Origin of the sequence: uncultured Planococcus sp. (assembly GCF_947501725.1) — a bacterium.
Classification (GTDB): Bacteria; Bacillota; Bacilli; order Bacillales_A; family Planococcaceae; genus Planococcus; species Planococcus donghaensis_C.
Window position 1 is genome coordinate 79,159 of sequence record NZ_CANMXD010000001.1, and the last position, 18,240, is coordinate 97,398.

Genomic DNA, 18,240 nt, shown 5'->3' on the forward strand with positions numbered 1-18,240 from the left:
TGTGCTTATTTTGGCTGAGCCGTATCTTTCAGGATTTTACCGGATACCGCAAAAGTGATGGGAATTGTGAATAATACCGCCGCGAAAGGCGCAATATTGCTGTTGAGGTGAAGAAACTCAACGAAAATGTATATCAACGCTGTGGAAACAGACATATTGACCACCTGTGTTAAAGGGAAATACAAGTATTTTTTTAAGGTCGGCTTAATGCGATACGTCACATAGCAGTTCAAGAAAAAGGAAATGTTCAAGCTGATCAGAAAGCCCACAATATGCGCCAGCAGATAAGGCATTGAAAAAACGTTATGAAGTACAAGGTAAATGGTGTAATAGCTCAAGGTATTCAGGCCGCCGACAAAGAGAAAGCGGGTAAACTCAGTATTCACCGTTTTAAATCTCATCATATTCATCCGCATTGCTGATATCTACAAGAAAATGCGGGCGCTGTTTGGTTTCATTATAGATGCGTCCGATGTATTCGCCGATGACCCCGAGGCTGATCAATTGAATGCCGCCCAGTAAGAGAATGGCGGTAATCGTTGTAAAGTAGCCCGGAGCCCCGATGCCTTCCTGCAATATAGTGTACAGTGTATAGAAAATGTAGATAAGTGAAAGGAATAGAACCAGGAAGCCTGTGTAAAAGCAAATGCGTAAAGGCTTCATATTAAATGAAACGATTCCGTCGATTCCGTAATTGACCAGGCTATTGAACGACCATTTTGAATCGCCATCAGTCCGCAGTACATTTTCATAATTGATGGTTTTCTTGCTGAGGCCGATCCACGAGAACAGCCCTTTGGAAAAGCGATTGCTTTCACTCAATGCCAGAATCGCATTGACGGCTTTACGGCTCAACAGCCGGAAGTCGCCTTCACCGTCCTGCAAGTCGACATCGGTGATGGAGTTGATCAGTTTATAGTAAAGGGAAGAGAGTATGGACCTGACTTTGGTGTCTCCGGTGCGTGACCGTTTGGCTACGACTTGGTTAAAGCCTTCCTCATAACCCCGGACCATCTCTCCAATCAGGGTGGGCGGATGCTGCAGGTCGCTGTCCATTACGATGGCGGCGTCTCCTTTGATGCGTTTCAAGCCAGCGAGCATCGCCGACTCTTTTCCGAAATTCCGTGTCAGTGAAATATATTTTACAGTGTCATGTGCTTCTGCCAGTTTTAAAATTTCCTGGAGTGTGCCATCACTGCTGCCATCATTGATGAACATGATTTCATAACGATATGGAAGCGCCTCAAGTTCCTGCGCCAATTTCGCATACATCGAAGCGATATTGGCTTCCTCGTTATAAGCTGGAACCACAATGGAGATAAGCTTCATGTTTATTTCCCCTTTCGATCTGTTCGTGAAAATCTATCTTTAGCTTACATTACCCGCGTCATTTAAGAAGTATGCCTCAGGAAAATGAAACTTCCTGACCTTAGATACGTATTAGTATACGTCAGGTGTTTAAAGAAAACATTTGACTGAAAATTCAGCGCGGCTTTACTGTCTCTAAAACTGAAGGCAGTAGGAACTGACTTCAAGCGGTTTGAATAGTTGAAAGTGCTGTCAGGCTTTATTCGTTGAATTTTACATGTTGGACCGATACCATTAAAATAGAATACATACTGATGAATGGAGAGTGTTACGAATGGCGATTAATCTTGTAAAAGGTCAGAAAATCGATTTAACAAAAGGACGTTCATCTCTTTCAAGCATTATGGTCGGCTTGGGCTGGGACCCAGTCGCCAAAAAGAAAAGTGGAGGATTCCTAAGCGGCCTATTGGGCGGCGGCGGTGGAGCCGAGGTTGACTGTGACGCTTCTGTCCTATTGCTGGACGAAAACGGCAAATTGACGGCGAAGGAAAACCTGATCTATTTCGGCAATAAGAAAAGCAAAGACGGCAGCGTGGTCCATTCGGGTGATAACCTGACTGGGGAAGGCGAAGGCGATGATGAAACAATCAATATCGACCTGAAACGTATTTCACCTTCCGTTCATCGCTTGGTCTTTGTAGTAAACATCTATAATGCCAAACAAAAGAAACAGGACTTCGGCATGATTGAAAACGCCTTTATCCGTTTAGTCGATAATCAATCGAAAGAAGAATTGGTTCATTATAACCTAACCGATAATTATGCGGGCCAAATGTCGTTGATTACAGGCGAACTTTACCGCCAAGGTGCAGAGTGGAAGTTTTCTGCCATCGGTGAAGGTGCATCAGAACCTGATATTGGATCAATCGCTAACAAATATTCTTAAGGAGTGATGGAATAATGGCAATCAATTTATCAAAAGGCCAAAAAGTGGATTTAACGAAAAGCAATCCGGGCTTATCCAAAGTAATCGTAGGTTTAGGCTGGGATACCAATAAATATGACGGCGGGCAGGATTTCGACTTGGATTCTTCAGTCTTCCTTCTGAACGGCGAAGGCAAAACGGCTTCCGAAGCTGATTTCATCTTCTATAACAATACGACAGGCGCTGCTGGTGCAGTGGAACATACAGGTGATAACAAAACAGGTGAAGGTGAAGGCGATGACGAACAGGTGAATGTGGACCTGTCTGCTATTCCAGCATCAATCGAGAAGGCGACTTTTGCCATCACCATCCATGATGCGGAAGCACGCGGCCAAAACTTCGGCCAAGTAAGTAATTCATACGTCCGTATTGTTAATGGGGACACAAATGAAGAATTGATCCGCTATGACCTGGGTGAAGATTTTTCAATTGAAACTGCAGTTGTTGTCGGTGAACTTTACCGTCATGGAGGAGAATGGAAATTTAATGCCATTGGCAGCGGTTATCAAGGCGGCTTAGAGTCTCTTGTTAAGGACTTTGGCTTAAACAGCTGAGTAAACGATGGAAAAGCAAGGAGACTTTCTCCTTGCTTTTTCTCCATTCATAGTTGAAATGATAATTTGAACGGGCTGTAGTCAGCAGCATGCCGGGAGGGATCACGCATGAGACATTTTAACGGATTGACCGATTCTGATTTAAAGACTTTTTTTAAATATTCCCCGGCAGAATTCAGCCGTGATGCGGAACGGGAAACTTTAAGCCTGGCCTTGGGTGCAGCACTTTATACACCCGGATCCAGAGTGGATTTCGCTCAAAGGATTTTAAGTGGGGATTATAATAATGGAGCGTTTACCGGCTTGACGACATTGATTGTCTGTTTGGAAGATGCAGTAGCTGATACAGAATTGAAGCTGGCGGAAGAAAATGTAGTGGGTGAGTTGAAAAAATTGGAGCAGGCGACTGCGGAACAGTTGGCAGCAGGTCCGGCTTTGTTTTTGCGGATTCGCACGCCGAATCAATTGGATAAATTGATCAAAAAGGCGGGAACGGCATTAAGCGTATTGACCGGAGTCGTTTTTCCAAAATGTTTGCCGGCTACATTGCCGTTGTTTTTCGATGCGCTGGATCGAGCGAGTGAAGCGGCAGGCAGAAGACTCTACGCATTGCCTCTTCTTGAAACGAAGGAAGTTCTGTACAGTGAATCCCGCGAACAGACGCTGGCTGATTTACACAGTATTATGCAAGCTGAAGCTGAGCGGATTTTGACCGTCCGGGTAGGAGCAACTGATTTTTCGAGCCTTTACGGTTTGCGGCGACCTGCAGAACGGACGATCTACGATGTCCACATCATCCGGGATTGCCTGATTTCCATCTTAAACCGCTTTGGCCGTTCAGAAGATGGCTATACGGTATCTGGACCTGTATATGAACATTTTTCGAGTGGAGAACGTTTATGGCTTTCCTCGAAACCGGAACAGACATTGTGGGAAGAAGTCCAACTGGACATCCTGAACGGTTTCAAAGGAAAAACCTGCATTCATCCATCACAGATCTCCATCGTCAATGCGGGCCATATCGTAACGCTTGAAGCCTATGAAGACGCTCAACTGATTCTTAATGAAAGCAGTAAGCGAAATGGTGTTCTGCAAAGTCCCAAACGCAATAAAATGAACGAAGTAAAACCGCATTTGAGTTGGGCAAGGAAAATTACCGCTCAAGCGGAAGTCTACGGGGTGCTGAATGAAAACTATCAACCAATCGACGTCCTCAACCATATCCGGGCAAACCAATTATCAAATCAACACTAAACTCTGGGGTAATCTGGATATTAATATTTCTGTCGCAGAAGCCTATCCTGGCCTTTCGCCGGAATCGCTTTTTTCTGTCGCGCTGCGTGTCAACAAAAAGCGTCAATTCCTCTTTGTCAGCAAGTTGATTGCCAAGCATTTGGCTGTCCATCCTGCTTTGGCTCTCGGTACAGGAACATTGCTTGCTTCCTTGCTGATGGAAGAAGTCGGCCTTGAAGGATATCCGGATACGCTTTCTCTTGTGAAAATGATCGAATCCGGAACAGCGGATCGTCATGTAAGTTTCGAGGCACTTCAATTTAAAAAAGCAATGCCTGAAAAAACGGTGTTCATCGGTATGGCGGAAACAGCCACCGGACTTGGCCATTCGGTTTTTCAGCATTTTGAAGAAGCTGCCTATATCCATACAACGCGTGAAGAAATTATCGGCATCACCCCATCTTTTGTCTTTGAAGAAGAACATTCCCACGCAACGTCCCATAAAGTATATGCGCCTTCGGGTATGCTTGAAGAAGCGAAAACCATCGTTTTGATCGATGATGAAATTTCTACAGGCAATACGCTGTTGAATCTGGTTTGTGCATTGGATGATCAATTCCCTGGAAAAAATTATGCATCTCTTTCCATTCTGGATTGGCGAAATGAAAGCCAAAAAGAAAAGTTGGAAGAAATGGCATCTGGCCGGGGCATCAGTCTGAAGGTGCTGTCTTTAATGGCTGGCCAATTCGACCTGTTGCACAGCTCAGCACCTGAGGAACCGGAATTGGTTTCATTGGATGGAACGGTTTTCAAACTTCCGGATGTCGAATTGCCGGGCAGGAAATTAGCTGTCGGCTCAAAAACCGGTCAACAGTATATCTCTTATACTGGACGTTTCGGCATCACCAGCAAGCAACAGGATGAAATAGCTGAATGGGCACAAGAAGCAGTCCGGCTGGCTCGTGGTACGAGTGATAAAGCGCTTGTCATCGGGATAGGCGAAAACATGTATCTGCCTTTGCGTTTTGCTTTGGCATTGGAAGGCAGCCCGCTTGTACAGACTACGACGCGCAGCCCGATTTTCGCCTCCCAGACAACCGGCTATCCGATTAAGGAAAAAGCCAGTTTTGCGTTGCCGGATGCAGAAGGAGTCAGCCAATTCATCTATAATCTGAATGAACTGGATATTGACCGGATTTACCTGTTGGCTGAATCTGTCATAGACAAATCCGAATGGCAGCCACTGATCGCTTATCTGGAGAAAAAGGCGCCAGTGGAATGGATATCCCTGACAACCACCAAAAGGAGTGAAGAAATCGAATGATAGCAACCGGTCTAGTGAAAACGAGTTATCCGAAAGAAGATATCACTTTCCTATTGAAGGATGTAAGCGAAGAGTTTGTGGAAAGTACATTAGAGGAACGGGAAAAGGCGGTTCAGACGGGTGCCCATTATGCAGAACGGCTGCCGATGGAATATCGGCCTTCTGAGGAGTACACCAATCTTTATCATGAAACAGTGTTGAAAACCAAGGAACAATTAAGCTATCTCGTAGGCTTGGTGACACGCCGGATTTTCATGAATGCTGGAACGGATGATATTGTTCTTGTGTCATTGGCGCGTGCAGGCAGCCCGATCGGTGTTTTGATCCGCCGCTACGCCGAACAAGTGCTGAATATGGACTGGCCGCATTACAGCGTCTCCATTTTGCGCGATAAAGGGATCGATGAAAAAGCGATCGACTCAATCCGGATGGCGCATCCGACCAGCCGCATCCAATTTGTGGATGGCTGGACTGGAAAAGGGGCTATACAAAAAGAATTGACCAAAGCGGTCAACGGCCTCAATGCAGAAAAGGGCATGACGCTGTTTGACGATATGGCCGTCTTGGCCGATCCGGGAGCCTGTGCGGTATTGTTCGGTACGCGTGAGGACTTTCTTATTCCAAGTGCCTGTTTGAATGCTACTGTTTCAGGTTTGGTGAGCCGCACGATCCTCAACAAATTGTATATCGGCGAAAATGATTTCCACGGCGCGAAATTTTATGGAGAGCTGCTCGAGGAGGATCTATCCAATGATTTTGTCGACCAGATTACGGAATGCTTTGCGGTGACGCGTGAAAGAGTCGAAAAGGACGCAGTCTCTACGCCAGTGACGGCGGAGAGAACCTGGCAGGGCATGAAGGAAGTCGAGGCGATCGGCCAACAGATGTACAGTGAAACCGACTACCATCTGATTAAACCGGGTGTTGGAGAAACGACGCGCGTCCTGCTTCGCAGAAGTCCGTGGAAGGTTTTGGTCAACAGCCTTGATAATCCGGATGTCCATCATATTTTGATGTTGGCAAAAGAAAAAGAGGTGCCGGTGGAAGTCGTTCCCGATTTGTTCTATCGTGCAATCGGCTTGATCCGGTCAGGTAAAGAAATATGACTGTATTATTCGCCAGTGATCTGGATCAAACGTTGATCTATTCGCGTAATTCGATGGGAATGGACGTGGCAGAAGACGAATTGGTGGAAGTGGAGCGCTACGAAGGCAAGCCTTTGTCCTTCATGACGCAAAGCAGCCAGTCCGCGTTGTGGGCAATCAACGAAAAGGTATTCTTTTTACCGGTGACTACGCGTACACAGGCTCAATATGAGCGGGTGACAGGCATATTCAAAGGGCGGCAAGCACCGCGTTTTGCGGTCATTTCCAATGGAGCCGTCATTTTGGAGAATGGCGTACCGATCAAGGAATGGTCGGAAGAAATTCGCCGGCAATGCGTCAGCCGGAAAACCATCATTACGGAGTTGCTGCCGGAAATTGAGCGCCATTTTTCGGAAGACTGGGTACTGAAAGTCCGGGAAGCGGACAATTGGTTCGTCTATCTGATTGTCGACCGCGCGCGGTTCCCTGAAGATAAGCTTGATTTTTATACGGCAGCTTTTAAGAAGCTCGGATGGGGAATGTCGCTCCAAGGAAGAAAACTTTATTTCATGCCGGAAAGCATCACGAAAGCAGGTGCCATGGAGTATGTCAAAGAACGTCTGGGTGCAACTTATGTAGTGGCGGCAGGTGATTCGCTGTTGGATCTGGACCTATTGGAAAGTGCTGATTACAGTATGCTGGCCTCCCATGGAGAAGCAGTAAAAAGCGCGGTTCCGGTATCTGGGCACATTCACAGGACTGCTGAACATGGCATTAAAGTAGGAGAAGAGATCTTGGGCCGTGTCGCCGAGGTTTCATTGCAGCGTAAGTAAGCAACAAAGCAAGGAGAGATTCCGATGGTTCAATTGCACCCGATCCCCGCCAAAACCTGGGATCCGGAAAAGATCGGGGAATGGCTGAAAAAACCGATAGTGGATCACAGTGAAACTAAAATTGAAGAAGATCAGATTACGTATCCGCAGCTGCTTGGACAGGTGATGGGCATGACACTTGATGCCGACGAATATTTCGCCTCCATCTATGACGTCATCGAAGCAGCAGAAGGGCGGTTGATCCGCCTATCGGATAAAATGAATAAGCATATTGAGCAAGAACGGCTACGGACATTGCAGGATCTGTTCGAAATGAACAAAAAAGAAAAAGGGCTGTCCCCGAATCGCATGGTGGCGTTCCTTGACGGCAAAGGCCTGCTTCCCAGATTAAAAGATACCGGACTGAACAGACGCCTCCGCGTTATGCTGATCGACGTCCTGAAAGCGTTTCAGGAACAATCTGGTGGAAATACGACCCATTCCTCTTTCCGTCGTGTAACGACTGATCTAGTCAAATGGATATTCAACCATATCGAACCTGAAATAGAAAAATTGGATCTTGAAAAAGGGCTGCCGGGTTTTTTATGGTATGGCAGCGCTTCGGAAAGTGAAACCTGGTTTTTGAAGTTGGCAGCTGATTTCGGCTTCCACGTCATCGTCTATGATCCGAAAGGCGAAGGCTGGTTCGAACAGGCAATTGGAAAGGAAGGCCTTCACAGCCATAGCTTCCAAGTGAATGCCGAGTCGCTTCTGCCTTTCCCGGAAGAAAAGCCGAAACGCGTCGGCACGGTCGCTTATCGGGCAACCCAGGAAGTGGATCGGCTGTTGCATCATGATGATTCCGGGCTTTACAAACCGTTCCAATTCAAATCCTACCGGACACATTCGGTGCGCTTGAAGACGACGATGGACGAGGCTTTCATGCTTGCCAAAGAACGGGCGATGGTTCGGCCGTCGTTTTCAGTAGCAAGTGGAAGCGTCAACATTCCTGTGGTCTTCTCTAAAATCATGGGCATCGAAAAAGACCGCAAACGTTTTTGGGATAATGTCCATAATCTGACGGAGCGTGAAGATACGAAATTGGTTCGAAGCTTTCCCTTCATTGAAGAGCGAAAAGGCAATCAACAATTCCATTACCGCGCCGCTCTTGGAAAAGATGGACAGCTTGACCCGGAAAAAATGAAAGCCGCACATTGGTGGAAATACAATAAGTTGCCGGATGGCGTCCAGACTGCCATTGCAGCAGCGATAGGGCGACATGTCGAAAAACCGATCCTGCTGCCGCAAAGCGGTGAATCGTTTGAAGATCTGCAGCTCTATGCTTTTTCCCAGTCCATGTCGCTGCCGGATTCGGTGATCCAGTTGATCCAATTGTTCGATTATCCGCAATTCGTACCGACGATGTTGTTCTACAACGAAGAAAAAGATGGCGAATTGAGCCGGGCGGATGCCAACGCAATCTCCCTGATCCATGTCTTCGGACTCGACGTCATCATCATCAATCCGCAGGGTCATCAGGACATTGAACGCTGGGTGGATCCCGAATCATTTGATACACATTGGCTGGATGAGCGGAGCTTCAACGAGCCGTACCGTGAGCCTTCCGTAGTAAAAAAGATATTCAAGAAATGGCTGTAGCCAAAAAGGAGTGGACACCGATGACTAATATGCCAGATCAAATTGAACAGCAGGAATTGGTGATGAAAGATGAAAACCAACTCAAAGTTCAATTGAAGAAAGATCCTGAAGTCCTTCAATTGGCTTCAAAGATCGATCCGAAAAACCAAATCGCTTTATTGGAATTCGGCCGTGAGCCAGCTAATGAGATTTCCGCTTTCACAGGGAAAGTCCTGAATTCCGTCCAAGCAAACAGCATGGAGGAATCCAGCGAATTGCTGAAGCAACTCGGCAAAATCATGGACAAATTCGACAAGAAGGATTTTGTCGAAAAGAAAGGCTTCCTCAATAAAATTTTCAATAAAGGCAATAAAGTGATCGAGCAGCTCTTCAATAAATACCAGACCATGGGTACTGAAATCGACAAAGTATATGTTGAAATCACCAAGTACGAAGGCGAAATGAAAAAATCAACGACTACGCTGGAAGAATTATATAATCAAAATTTCAATTATTTCATGGAATTGGAGAAATACATCGCGGCCGGCGATATCAAAGTAGAGGAACTGAAAGCCCAGGAACCAGCTGTCCGTGCAAAAGCGGAGTCCGGTGACCAAATGGCCTTGATGGAACTGAATTCCCTGCAGAATGCTATCGAGCTTCTGGAACAGCGGGTTTATGATCTTGAAATGGCTAAACAGGTATCTTATCAGTCAGCACCTCAAATCCGCATGCTGCAGCGCGGGAATACAAAATTGATCGGTAAAATCAACTCGGCTTTTGTGACGACCATCCCGATCTTCAAAACAGGCTTGATCAATGCCATTGCGGCAAAACGGCAGAACCTGGTGGCTGAATCCATGAGCGAATTGGACCGGCGCACCAATGAGATGCTATTGAACAATGCCAACGACATTTCACGCCAAAGTGTTGATATCGCTAGAATGTCCGGCCAACCGAGCATCAAGATTGAAACGATTGAACAAACATGGGAGACTATTATGCAGGGGATGAATGACACGCGCGAGATTGAACAGGAAAATCGCAAAATGCGTGAAGAAGGCCGTCTCCGCATCGAAGAATTGCAGAAGAAATACGAAGACACGCAACGCAAAGCTAATTAATCGGAGGAGGAAATCAATATGTCAACTATCAATCTTTCAAAAGGACAGAAGATCGACTTAACGAAAACAAATCCGGGCCTAACAAAAGTGGTCGTCGGTTTAGGCTGGGATACCAATAAATACAGCGGTGGCGGAGATTTCGATTTAGATGCTTCAGTCTTCCTCGTGGGGGAAAATGGTAAATCACGTGGGCCGGAAGATTTTATCTTCTATAACAACTTGGTTGGTGCGGGTGGAGCGGTTACCCATACAGGCGATAATTTAACAGGAGAAGGAGAAGGCGATGATGAGCAAGTGATTGTCGACTTGCCGAATGTTCCTGCTGATGTCCATAAAATCAGTTTCACTGTAACCATCCATGAAGCGGACAGCCGCGGACAAAACTTCGGCCAGGTATCGAATGCCTTTATCCGCATTGTGAACGAAAATTCAAACGAAGAATTGATCCGTTACGACCTTGGGGAAGATTTCTCAATTGAAACGGCTCTAGTGGTCGGCGAATTGTATCGCCATGGCAATGAATGGAAGTTCAACGCAATCGGCAGCGGCTATCAGGGCGGCCTTGCGGCATTAGTGAATGATTATGGCTTAGGCTAATTAATTAAAAACCGTTTATCAGTTTTGAACTGATAAACGGTTTATTTTTTTGCTGAAAATACAGAGAGCAGAGTTTTAAAGAGCCTGATCTGCTTTCATTAAAGCGTTTAGCAGGACATTGGCACTCTTTTCGATGTCTTCTGGAAGACTCAATTCCTGCGGGCTATGGCTGATGCCGTTTATGCTTTTGACGAAGACCATGACGGACTTGGTTATTGCCGCCAGATTCATGGCATCGTGTCCGGCCATACTTGGCAGAACGGTGTAACGAATACCGGATTCAGCCGCCGCCTCTTCCATGAAACCCATCAGCTGCCTGTCGAAATCGCATTCCTGTGTGTTGTAGTTATTTGCAATCGCCATTTCAACGCCATGCCTTTCTATAATCACACGGAAGGAATCATGGATGCGCTGAACCAGGTTTCTGCGTTCCTGTCCATCAGCAGAACGCACTTCAAGTATAAATTCGACACGGCCCGGGATGATATTAGCTGCATTTGGAAACACTTCGAATTTGCCGACTGTGGCGACCGTATCGCTGTTGAGGGCAATCGCTAACCTTTGCACTTCTGCTACCATTTCACTGGCAGCCACGAGAGCATCCTTCCGGTTCTTCATGATGGTGGTTCCGGAATGGTTCTGCTGGCCGTCAATCGTAATCAGATCCCGGTAGATTCCGACAATACTGTCGACGACCCCTACGGATAAATTTTCGTTCTCCAGCTTGCTTCCTTGCTCGATGTGCAATTCGAAATAGGCTGCCATTGCTTTCTTGTTGCCGTTGCCGACTTTTGAGAGGTCGCCGCCGGCTTTTCTGACTGCCGCCGCCAAGGTTCTTCCCGACCGGTCTGTTGCCGCCAGTAATTCCTCTGAGCTCAGCTTTCCGCTAAAAGCCCGGCTTCCCATGGTCGAAAAATTAAATTCATTGGCTTCTTCAGCAGTGAAGGAGACGATTTGCAGAGGGTGAGCCAATGTGACTTGATGTTCTTTTAAAGTCTCGACAATTTCCTTAGCAACCAGAACGCCTAAAGCACCGTCATACTTGCCTCCATTTGGAACGGTGTCAAGGTGAGACCCTATCACCAGTGGAAGACTCATCTCGTCAGACCCCGGTAAAGTTGCCCAAATATTGGCGATCGCATCGACTGATACAGTCATGCCGAGAGCCTCCAGCTCCTGACTGAAAAGATCCCGTACCTGGTAATCGGCAGTTGAAAAACTGGGACGGGTTACTCCGCCGCCTTCGACTTGTCCATACTTAGCATAAGATTCGATAGCCGACATCAAACGGTTTATATTGATATTCATCCATGTTCATCCCTTCCCATGAAATTGTCCTTCAATAGTAGCATAATTCCTATTGAATTCAGAATTTTGTACACAGCTTTTTTCAACTGTGCTATTCTCGAAGTGAGTCACTAAAACAGAAAGGATGAAAAGCGATGGCAGTAATCGACCAAGTAAAGGAAATTAGAAGAGCTCTACATCAAAATCCGGAACTGGGCGGAGAAGAGTGGGAAACTTCTAAACGGATTCAGGAAGAGCTGCAAAAGGCGGGCATTCCCTTTAAGACAGGATTTGCAAAAACGGGTGTACTCGGCATTATCGAAGGCGACGGAGAGGGCGGAACGGTAGCGCTCCGGGCAGATATTGATGCTCTTCCTATTCTGGAAAAGACCGCTGTCGAATTTAAATCCAAAGTGGATGGCAAGATGCATGCCTGTGGCCATGATGCACATACATCAATGCTCTTGGGAACAGCCTTTAAACTGCAGGAAATGAAAGAGCAGCTGCCTGGTCGTGTGTTGCTCGTTTTTCAGCCAAATGAAGAAGCTTCGCCCATCGGTGGAGCGAGACCGATGATGGAGGATGGCGTCTTCGATGAATTCCAGCCGGATGTCATTTTCGGACAGCATGTATGGCCCGATTTGCCAGTCGGCCAGATTGGTGTACGCGACAAAGAAATGATGGGCGCATCAGATAAACTGTCTTTCACAATCAAAGGAGCAGGCGGACATGCCAGTATGCCCCATCAAGGAAAAGACGCCATAGTCGTGACGGCTGAATTCATCTCATCTCTGCAAACAATTGTCAGCCGGAACGTAAATCCCTTGGAATCCGCTGTGATAACCATTGGTACGATCGAAGGCGGCTATCGCTATAATGTCATAGCGGATCAGGTCGTGTTAAACGGAACAGTCCGCACCTACAGCAAAAAAGCTAAAGCAACTGTGAAACGGCGTCTGGAAAACTTAGTGAAAGGTTTTGAGATTGCTTATGAGGTGAAAATTGATTTCGACTATGCAGAAGGTTATGGAGCCACCATCAACACTCCGGAATGGTCAGAGTTAGTGCGCGAAAGTGCCAGCGGTCTACTGGGGGATGAAGCTTTGCCGGAAGTCGACCCATCCATGGCAGGGGAGGATTTTTCCAGGTTCCTGGAGAAGATCCCCGGTGCATTCTATTGGCTGGGATGTTCGAAAGCAGGAGAAGAATCACCCAAACCCCTGCACGATCCGGAATTCTTTTTTGACGAAGACGCTTTGGAAATTGGAATTGAAACGATGACTAAAGTAACGGTGGATGCTTTGAATAAGCTAAAAGGATAATGTTATAAAACACGTACAATAGCAAGCGGAAAATCATTAATTGTCGGAATCACTTGATTATTTACTGTTTATTTGCCTATACTATTAAAAAAGTTAAGATTTCAGGAATATGAGGAGGCGTATTATGAAAAAGCCGGAACAGAATGGGGAAAAGAAGGGAATCTTTATCCGTTTTCTAAATACCATTGAAAAGCTGGGGAATAAATTGCCCGATCCATTCATGATTTTTGTGTATTTAGCAATTGGTGTAATCATTGCATCATTCATTTTCAGCTTATTCGGTGCTTCTGTTGTCCATCCCGGGACAGGAGAGACGTTGGCGATTGAAAATCTGTTATCCTGGGGTGGTCTGCAGTATATCGTCACTTCAATGCTGACCAACTTTACCGGCTTTGCTCCTTTGGGGACCGTATTGGCCATTATGCTGGGAATTGGATTGGCCGAGAAAGTGGGACTGCTGGAAATCGCGATACGAAAGACGATCATGAAAGCTCCAGCTTCAATCGTAACGTATGCCATCGCTTTTGTGGGGATCATGGGGAACATCGCTTCCGATGCGGCTCAAATCCTCATCCCGCCTTTGGCAGCCATGGTATTTTACAAACTGGGCCGCCATCCGCTTGCCGGATTGGCAGTAGGATTCGCCAGCGCCGGCGCCGGATTTACTGCAAACCTGCTGATTGTTGGAACGGACGCATTGCTTTCCGGGATTTCAACGGAAGCGGCCGCTATATTGGATGATACGCTGATCGTAACTCCTGCGGATAACTGGTACTTCAATATCGTTTCGGTTTTTGTCATGACCATTGTAGCGGGATTAGTGACTGAAAAAATTATCGAACCGAAACTTGGGAAATACGAAGGGAAAGCTGTCATCGATGTCAGTGCTGAAGAACACCCGAAAGCCAACAAAGGCTTGCGCAATGCGGGGCTTGCGGCTCTTGCTTATATCGCTGTGCTGGTCCTGCTGGTTGTATTACCCGGATCTTCCCTCAGGAACGAAGATGGAGGAATGATCCCGTCGCCATTCCTGTCAGGAATTGTACCGATTATTCTCGGCCTCTTCCTGGTTTTGGGTATCGCCTACGGAAAAACAGTGGGGGCCATCAAAGATTCAGGAGATGCTGTAGGCTTTATGGCTGAATCCATCAAAGATATGTCTGGATTCATCGTGCTGATTTTCGCTGCATCACAGTTTATCGCCTACTTTACATGGACTAATATCGGAACTTGGATTGCCGTCAACGGGGCAGAATTTTTGACGCAAATCAACTTTACCGGCATCTATCTGATTGTCGGATATATCTTATTCACAGCCTCCTTGAACTTCCTGATCACTTCAGGGTCAGCGAAATGGGCATTGGAAGCTCCTGTATTTATTCCGTTGTTCATGCAATTGGGCTATCATCCGGCATTTACTCAGATGGCTTATCGTTTAGGGGATTCCTCAACGAATATCGTGACACCGCTGAATCCATATTTTATCGTCGTGCTTTCTTTCTTGAAAGAGTATGACAAAAAGGCGGGGATGGGTACCTTGATTTCATTGATGATTCCATACACTTTATCTTTCCTTATCGTCTGGATCATCCTGTTCCTGATTTTCTTCTATACAGGATTGCAATATGGCCCGGGAATCACCCCTTATCTATAAAAAGAAGCATCACATTGAGGAGGACAACAAGTGACAGAGAAATTAATCGACGAACTGCTGCAGGAGGAGATGGTCAGTTGGCGGAGGGATTTGCATAAGCATGCGGAATCCGGATTCTTGGAAATGCGTACCGCTTCACTTGTCGCCAGCCGCCTAGCTGAACTTGGCTACCCGCTGCAGATGGCTGGGGAAGTGATGAGAGCCGATCAGCGGATGGGCGTTCCCAGCCAAGAAGTTCTGGAGACGCATTATAACTGGGCGCAAGAGAACGGTGCTGATCCAAAATGGCTGCCGAACTTTAAGGATGGCATGACGGGGATTGTCGCTGTGCTTGAAACCGGAAGACCGGGTCCGGTGCTGGCTTACCGCTTTGATATGGATGCTCTTGATATCCAAGAGGAATTGGCGGAAGGGCATATTCCATTCGATCATGGCTTCCAGTCGGTCAACGCAGATAAGATGCACGCTTGTGCGCATGATGGGCATACTTCGATTGGACTTGGATTTGCGAAAATACTCATCGACAACAAAGATAAACTGGCCGGAACGATCAAGCTGATTTTTCAGCCGGCAGAAGAAGGTACGCGTGGAGCGAAATCAATGGTAGCGGCAGGCGTTGTTGACGATGTCGATGTCTTCATCGCCATGCACCTTGGAACCGGTGTTCCGACAGGTGAATTTGTAGCCGGCAATGCTGGATTCCTGGCAACCACTAAAATGGATGTGGTATTCAAGGGTACGGCTTCCCATGCGGGAGGCAAGCCGGAAGAAGGGCGCAATGCGTTGATGGCCGCGTCTTCTGCTGTGCTTGGCCTGCACGGGATTCCCCGCCACTCGGCTGGAGCTTCGCGTGTCAATGTCGGCGTGTTGAACGCAGGTTCTGGACGCAACATTATTCCGGCAACTGCTCATATGAAAATTGAAACCCGTGGAGAAACTTCTGAAATCAATGATTACATCCGGACACAGGCTTTTGCAGTTCTTGAAGGAGCTGCAGCCATGTATGGAGTCGAAGTCTCTACAGAAGTGGTGGGTGAAGCCAAAAGCAGCATTCCGAGCAAAGAGCTGGTTGAAAGCTTGCATGAAGTTGCCCAGAGCTCACCTTACTTCACCAAAACCATTGACTGGTCCACTGATTCGGCAGGGTCCGAAGATGCAACCTATTATATGGAACAGGTAAAAGCGCATGGTGGATTGGCTACCTATTGCATCGTCGGCAGTGACTTAGCAGCTGGCCACCACAATGAACGGTTCGATTTTGATGAAACCTCAATGTTGTCAGCTGTCGATGTACTATACCGTTCCGTATTGAAACTAAGCAAAGCATGAAAAAAAGACGGCAGGAATTTCCTGCCGTCTTTTTTCATGCCGTCAACTATCCGACAGCTCTACTTTGCGGAATTCAAGTTAAATACAAGGAAATTTGAGGGAAGATGATAATCAGGATCAGAACGATTATAAAGATCATAAAGAATGGGACGACACCTCGTATGACCTGTTCGACCTTTTCACCGGTTATCCCACTGACAACGAAGAGATTGAGTCCAACAGGTGGTGTAATCATTCCCAGCTCCATATTGACTACCATGATGATGGCGAAGTGGATGACATCGATTTCCAATGCTCCAATGATCGGCAGCAAAATCGGCAGCGTAATTAAAATGATGGCTGTCGGTTCCAGGAACATTCCAAGAACGAAGAACAGGATACTGACGATGAGCAAGAATGTCCATTTATTGAAGCCACTATCACTGACCCAGGCGGCAAAATCCTGTGGAACCTGTTCAGTCGTCAGGAACATCCCGAAAACCAGGGCAGCTGCAATAATCAGGAAAATCATCGAAGTGGTATTGATGGACTCCTTGGTAATTTCGATGAATTGAGACCAGGTCATTTCTCTATAGATAACGATGGATACGATAATGGCATATAATGCAGCTACAAATGAGGCTTCTGTCGGGGTGACAATCCCAGTATAGATGCTGCCTAAGATAAGAACCGGCATGATAAGACCCCAAGTAGCTTTCAGTGTAGGGCGCCACCGGTCTTTTAAAGGAACCTTCGGTAAGCCGCCGTAATTTTTCCGGTAAGCTACAAGAACAGCATAAATGATTAAAGCTAGCCCAAGCAACAGTCCAGGAAGTATCCCGGCAGAAAACAATCTTCCTGTGGATTGCTCAGAAACAGATCCATAAAGGATTAATGGGATAGATGGTGGAATCAGAATCCCCAATGTTCCAGCGGCAGCAACCAAGCCCATCGAGTAGCTCTTGTCATAGCCTGCTTTGACCATCATCGGAATCATAATGGCACCGATCGCAGCAGCTGTCGCTGGACTTGAACCTGAAATTGCAGCAAAAATCATGCAGGTGATGATGGTGACCACTGATAAGCCGCCTTTAGTGTGTCCTACCCAGGAACGGATGCATTCGATCAAGTATTTGGATATTCCGCCTTTGGCCATGATCAATCCAGCGAAAACAAATCCGGGAATCGCCATCAAAGTGGTGCTGTTGACTCCCGTAAACATTCTCTGAATCACTGTATTCAATGAAAAGTCCACCATGTAGAGACCGACAATACTCGATACTGCCAAACTGATGGCAATCGGCACCCGTAAGAAAGCAAATACGAAAAGTAAGACGATTACGATTACTGCTGCTTCCATTCTGCATCTCCTCCGCCCGTAACATTTTCTTTCTTGACAAAGTATCGATAAGCTTTTTCACAAAAACGAATGAACAGCAAGGTTCCCGCAATTGGCATAATCAAGTAATTGATCCAGATCGGGAAGCCGACATCAATGGTTTTGATATCTTGGCTGTAAGCTGTGGTCACCATGTCCATCCCAGTCCAAATAATGAAAACACTGAATGCTGCGCCGACCACCAAAGTGAGCACTTGGGAGAAATGCTGCATTTTAGGGCCGAATCGATCATAAAGTACATCTATCGCAATGTGCTTATCTTCTTTTAAAGCGGAAGAGAAACCGATGAAAATGGCCCAAACCAAAAGCATGGTATAGATTTCCGTTGCCCAACTTTGCGAGCTCCCCATAATATAGCGCATGAAGACCGAGTAGAGGCTGATGCCGATTCCAAACAAGAACAAGACAATGGAGAAAGCGCTTTCAATATAATTCAAGTATTTCATTTGAATCCTCCTTTACCTATTTTGTATTTTGGATACGAAAAGAATTAGTCAAATCATAATACAAGTTTTATCGAATAACAAGTGAAAATTTAGAATTGATTAAAAGTTCAGGTGGGTAATTAGTGTCAATAAAATCCTCTCTACTTTATAAATACAGGTTATTT

At 46.4% G+C, this 18,240-nt stretch carries 17 protein-coding genes; 12 read left to right on the plus strand and 5 right to left on the minus strand.

The window, feature by feature from the left end; genetic code table 11:
- Window positions 1–5: 5 nt before the first annotated feature.
- Together Q0785_RS00460 and Q0785_RS00465 are read right to left on the minus strand one after the other, a co-directional pair.
- Window positions 6–401 carry a GtrA family protein gene (locus Q0785_RS00460; protein WP_298823714.1) on the minus strand — a complete coding sequence of 132 codons (396 nt, stop codon included), beginning with the start codon at window positions 399–401 and terminating at the stop codon, window positions 6–8.
- A complete protein-coding gene (locus Q0785_RS00465) occupies window positions 391–1,335 on the minus strand; it encodes a glycosyltransferase family 2 protein (RefSeq protein WP_298824788.1) in 945 nt (314 codons plus the stop codon). Before Q0785_RS00465 ends, Q0785_RS00460 begins: the two co-directional genes overlap by 11 nt.
- Window positions 1,336–1,642: 307 nt before the next feature.
- Here Q0785_RS00465 and Q0785_RS00470 point away from each other — a divergent pair, with 307 nt between their 5' ends.
- From Q0785_RS00470 to Q0785_RS00510, 9 genes are all read left to right on the plus strand, one after another.
- Window positions 1,643–2,254: a TerD family protein gene (locus tag Q0785_RS00470; protein ID WP_223640406.1), complete on the plus strand. Its 612-nt coding sequence runs from the start codon at window positions 1,643–1,645 to the stop codon at window positions 2,252–2,254.
- 14 nt (window positions 2,255–2,268) lie between these two features.
- Window positions 2,269–2,847 carry a TerD family protein gene (locus Q0785_RS00475; RefSeq protein WP_298823720.1) on the plus strand — a complete coding sequence of 193 codons (579 nt, stop codon included), beginning with the start codon at window positions 2,269–2,271 and terminating at the stop codon, window positions 2,845–2,847.
- A gap of 108 nt (window positions 2,848–2,955) precedes the next feature.
- A complete protein-coding gene (locus Q0785_RS00480) occupies window positions 2,956–4,101 on the plus strand; it encodes an HpcH/HpaI aldolase/citrate lyase family protein (protein WP_298823722.1) in 1,146 nt (381 codons plus the stop codon).
- A complete protein-coding gene (locus Q0785_RS00485; RefSeq protein WP_298823724.1) occupies window positions 4,034–5,404 on the plus strand; it encodes a phosphoribosyltransferase family protein in 1,371 nt (456 codons plus the stop codon). Before Q0785_RS00480 ends, Q0785_RS00485 begins: the two co-directional genes overlap by 68 nt.
- Window positions 5,401–6,510 carry a cysteine protease StiP family protein gene (locus tag Q0785_RS00490; protein WP_298823726.1) on the plus strand — a complete coding sequence of 370 codons (1,110 nt, stop codon included), beginning with the start codon at window positions 5,401–5,403 and terminating at the stop codon, window positions 6,508–6,510. Before Q0785_RS00485 ends, Q0785_RS00490 begins: the two co-directional genes overlap by 4 nt.
- A complete protein-coding gene (locus Q0785_RS00495) occupies window positions 6,507–7,322 on the plus strand; it encodes a hypothetical protein (RefSeq protein ID WP_298823728.1) in 816 nt (271 codons plus the stop codon). The genes Q0785_RS00490 and Q0785_RS00495 overlap by 4 nt, the downstream gene beginning before the upstream one ends.
- Window positions 7,323–7,346: 24 nt before the next feature.
- Window positions 7,347–8,960: a YceG family protein gene (locus Q0785_RS00500; protein WP_298823730.1), complete on the plus strand. Its 1,614-nt coding sequence runs from the start codon at window positions 7,347–7,349 to the stop codon at window positions 8,958–8,960.
- Between the two features lie 20 nt (window positions 8,961–8,980).
- A complete protein-coding gene (locus tag Q0785_RS00505) occupies window positions 8,981–10,063 on the plus strand; it encodes a toxic anion resistance protein (RefSeq protein ID WP_298823732.1) in 1,083 nt (360 codons plus the stop codon).
- Between the two features lie 18 nt (window positions 10,064–10,081).
- A complete protein-coding gene (locus Q0785_RS00510) occupies window positions 10,082–10,660 on the plus strand; it encodes a TerD family protein (protein ID WP_223640382.1) in 579 nt (192 codons plus the stop codon).
- Window positions 10,661–10,735: 75 nt separating this feature from the next.
- On the opposite strand, the gene Q0785_RS00515 is transcribed toward Q0785_RS00510, so the two are convergent.
- The gene (locus tag Q0785_RS00515) at window positions 10,736–11,968 is read right to left on the minus strand and encodes a Zn-dependent hydrolase (protein ID WP_298823735.1); all 1,233 of its coding nucleotides are present in this window, start codon (window positions 11,966–11,968) and stop codon (window positions 10,736–10,738) included.
- Window positions 11,969–12,102: 134 nt separating this feature from the next.
- Here Q0785_RS00515 and Q0785_RS00520 point away from each other — a divergent pair, with 134 nt between their 5' ends.
- The 3 genes from Q0785_RS00520 (at window position 12,103) to Q0785_RS00530 (ending at window position 16,252) form a co-directional block, all read left to right on the plus strand.
- Entirely contained in the window at window positions 12,103–13,269 is a 1,167-nt protein-coding gene (locus tag Q0785_RS00520) for a M20 family metallopeptidase (protein ID WP_298823737.1), read from the plus strand.
- Between the two features lie 124 nt (window positions 13,270–13,393).
- Window positions 13,394–14,923, plus strand: coding sequence for an AbgT family transporter (locus Q0785_RS00525; RefSeq protein ID WP_298823739.1), 1,530 nt, complete (start codon window positions 13,394–13,396; stop codon window positions 14,921–14,923).
- A 30-nt stretch (window positions 14,924–14,953) separates the two neighbouring features.
- Window positions 14,954–16,252: an amidohydrolase gene (locus Q0785_RS00530; RefSeq protein ID WP_298823741.1), complete on the plus strand. Its 1,299-nt coding sequence runs from the start codon at window positions 14,954–14,956 to the stop codon at window positions 16,250–16,252.
- Between the two features lie 73 nt (window positions 16,253–16,325).
- Here the strand turns inward: Q0785_RS00530 and Q0785_RS00535 are convergent, their stop codons facing one another.
- Both Q0785_RS00535 and Q0785_RS00540 read right to left on the minus strand, forming a co-directional pair.
- Complete coding sequence (locus Q0785_RS00535; RefSeq protein WP_223643577.1) at window positions 16,326–17,591, minus strand: TRAP transporter large permease; 1,266 nt, start codon at window positions 17,589–17,591, stop codon at window positions 16,326–16,328.
- The gene (locus Q0785_RS00540; protein WP_223643575.1) at window positions 17,576–18,076 is read right to left on the minus strand and encodes a TRAP transporter small permease; all 501 of its coding nucleotides are present in this window, start codon (window positions 18,074–18,076) and stop codon (window positions 17,576–17,578) included. Before Q0785_RS00540 ends, Q0785_RS00535 begins: the two co-directional genes overlap by 16 nt.
- Between the last annotated feature and the right edge of the window lie 164 nt (window positions 18,077–18,240).